This window comes from Nocardia sp. NPDC060220 (assembly GCF_042727815.1).
GTDB lineage: Bacteria > Actinomycetota > Actinomycetes > Mycobacteriales > Mycobacteriaceae > Nocardia.
In genome coordinates this window covers 1-2,312 of sequence record NZ_JBHWZY010000998.1, presented here as the reverse complement: position 1 = coordinate 2,312, position 2,312 = coordinate 1, and the positions used below count along the sequence as shown (strand labels likewise).

Sequence of the window (2,312 nt, the reverse complement as noted above, 5' to 3'; positions counted from 1 at the left end):
CTACTTCGGTCCTTACGCGCACGCCTGGGCGATTCGCGAGACCCTCGACCTGTTGCTGCGGGTGTTCCCCGCGCGAACCTGCTCCAACGGAGTCTTCAAGCGGCACAGCCAGATCGGGCGTCCGTGCCTGCTCGGCTATATCGACAAGTGTTCCGCGCCGTGCGTGGGCCGGGTCAGCGCCGACGAGCACCGCCAGATCGTCGAGGACTTCTGCGACTTCCTGTCCGGCAAGACCGACAAGATGGTGCGCGCACTCGAACGCCGCATGCACGAGGCCGCCGAAGACCTCGACTTCGAGAACGCCGCCCGCTTGCGCGACGACGTGCAGGCACTGCGCCGCGCCCTCGAAAAGCAGGCCGTGGTGCTCGGCACCGGCACCGACGCCGATGTGATCGCCTTCGCCACCGACGAATTGGAAGCCGCGGTCCAGATCTTTCACGTCCGCGACGGACGCGTCCGCGGCCAGCGCGGCTGGGTCGTCGACAAATCCGGCGACGCGCTCGATGTCGCGGAATCGGGAACCGAGATGGCTGCCCTGGTGGAACAGTTCCTCACCCAGTTCTACGGCGAGCAGGCCGCCATGGCGGACCAGAACGGTGACGCCGCCATCGTCGTCCCACGGGAAGTGCTGGTCCCCGAACTGCCCGCCGACGCCGAGGAGATCGGGGAGTGGCTCAGCAAGATGCGCGGCTCCGCGGTCTCGCTGCGCATCCCGCAGCGCGGCGACAAGAAGGCTCTCGCCGAGACGGTGCAGCGCAACGCCGCCGAGGCGCTGGCTCAGCACAAGCTCCGCCGGGCCGGTGACCTCACGTCGAGATCGCAAGCGCTGCAAGACATTCAGGATGCACTCGAACTCGACAGCGCCCCGCTGCGGATCGAATGCGTCGACATCAGCCACGTGCAGGGCACCGACGTCGTCGCCTCGCTGGTGGTCTTCGAAGACGGCCTGGCCCGCAAGTCCGACTACCGCCACTACGCGATCAAGGAAGCCGCGGGCGACGGCCGCTCCGACGATGTCGGCAGCATCGCGGAGGTGACCCGCCGCCGCTTCGCCCGGCTCGCCCGCGACCGCGAACAACCCGTGGAGATCGAACCCGACGAGGTCGACGAACCCGCCTCACGCCCCGGCATCGACCCCACCACCGGCCGACCGCGCCGCTTCGCCTACCCGCCCAACCTCTACGTCGTCGACGGCGGCGCACCCCAGGTCGCCGCCGCCGCCGAGGTCCTCGACGAACTCGGCATCACCGATGTCGCGGTGATCGGTCTGGCCAAACGCCTCGAAGAGGTCTGGGTGCCCGGCGAAGCCGACCCGGTGATCATGCCGCGTAACAGCGAGGCGCTGTTCCTGCTGCAACGCGTGCGCGACGAAGCCCACCGCTTCGCCATCACCTTCCACCGCAGCAAACGCTCACGCCGGATGACGGCGTCGGCGCTGGATTCGGTGCCGGGCCTCGGTGAGACGAGGCGAACCGCCTTGGTCACCCACTTCGGCTCGGTCGCCAGAATCAAGGACGCGACTGTCGAGGAGATCACCTCGGTGCCCGGTATCGGGGTCTCGACGGCGAAAGCGGTGCTCGCGGCACTCAACAGTCCGTAACCCGCCGACGGCCGGTATCGCAGGACGCAACATTGCGTGTGCCGTACGTTGTGTGTCTGCGCCCGATACCCGAGCCGGTGCGGGATGATCGAAAGGCACCCAGAAACGGATCCGGTAGGACATGACACGCGTCGAATCGAATAACAATGCGGGGGCGGCACCCGGGCAATCCGGGACGGTCACCGACACACAGCAACCAGTAGAAGTGGTCATCGTGACCGGCTTGTCCGGCGCGGGCCGCGGCACTGCCGCGCGCGTGCTGGAGGACCTCGGCTGGTACGTGACCGACAACCTACCGCCCGAGCTGATCGGGCGAATGATCGAGCTGGGCGCCGCGGCCGACCCGCCGATCCGGCGGCTCGCGCTGGTCATGGACGTGCGCAGCCGGTTCTTCACCGGCGAGCTCTCCGGTGTCACCGAGCAGTTGCGCGGCGCCGGCATCCGCACCAGAGTGCTGTTCCTCGAGGCCTCCGACGACGTGCTGATCCGGCGGTTCGGCTTCGCCCGGCGCCGTCATCCGCTGCAGAGCGACAGCCCCGACGGGACGCTCTCGGCCGGTCTGACCGCCGAACGAGCCAGGCTGGCCCCGGTCAAGGGGGCCGCCGACCTCGTCATCGACACCACTGAGCTCTCGATCCACCAGCTGCACCGCAAGCTGGAGGAGGCATACGGCGCGGGCGCGCCAGCCGCACTGCAACTGACTGTGCAGTCC

Annotated in this window: 2 protein-coding genes; both read left to right on the top strand. The window is 68.5% G+C overall.

From position 1 onward, the window contains the following. Positions 1-1,600 (top strand): excinuclease ABC subunit UvrC (uvrC, locus tag ACFWF3_RS32790; RefSeq protein WP_379317758.1); only part of this gene is annotated, 1,600 nt, incomplete at its 5' end. Positions 1,601-1,721: 121 nt separating this feature from the next. Further along, the coding region (locus ACFWF3_RS32785) for an RNase adapter RapZ (RefSeq protein WP_379317756.1) at positions 1,722-2,312 on the top strand (591 nt) is incomplete at its 3' end.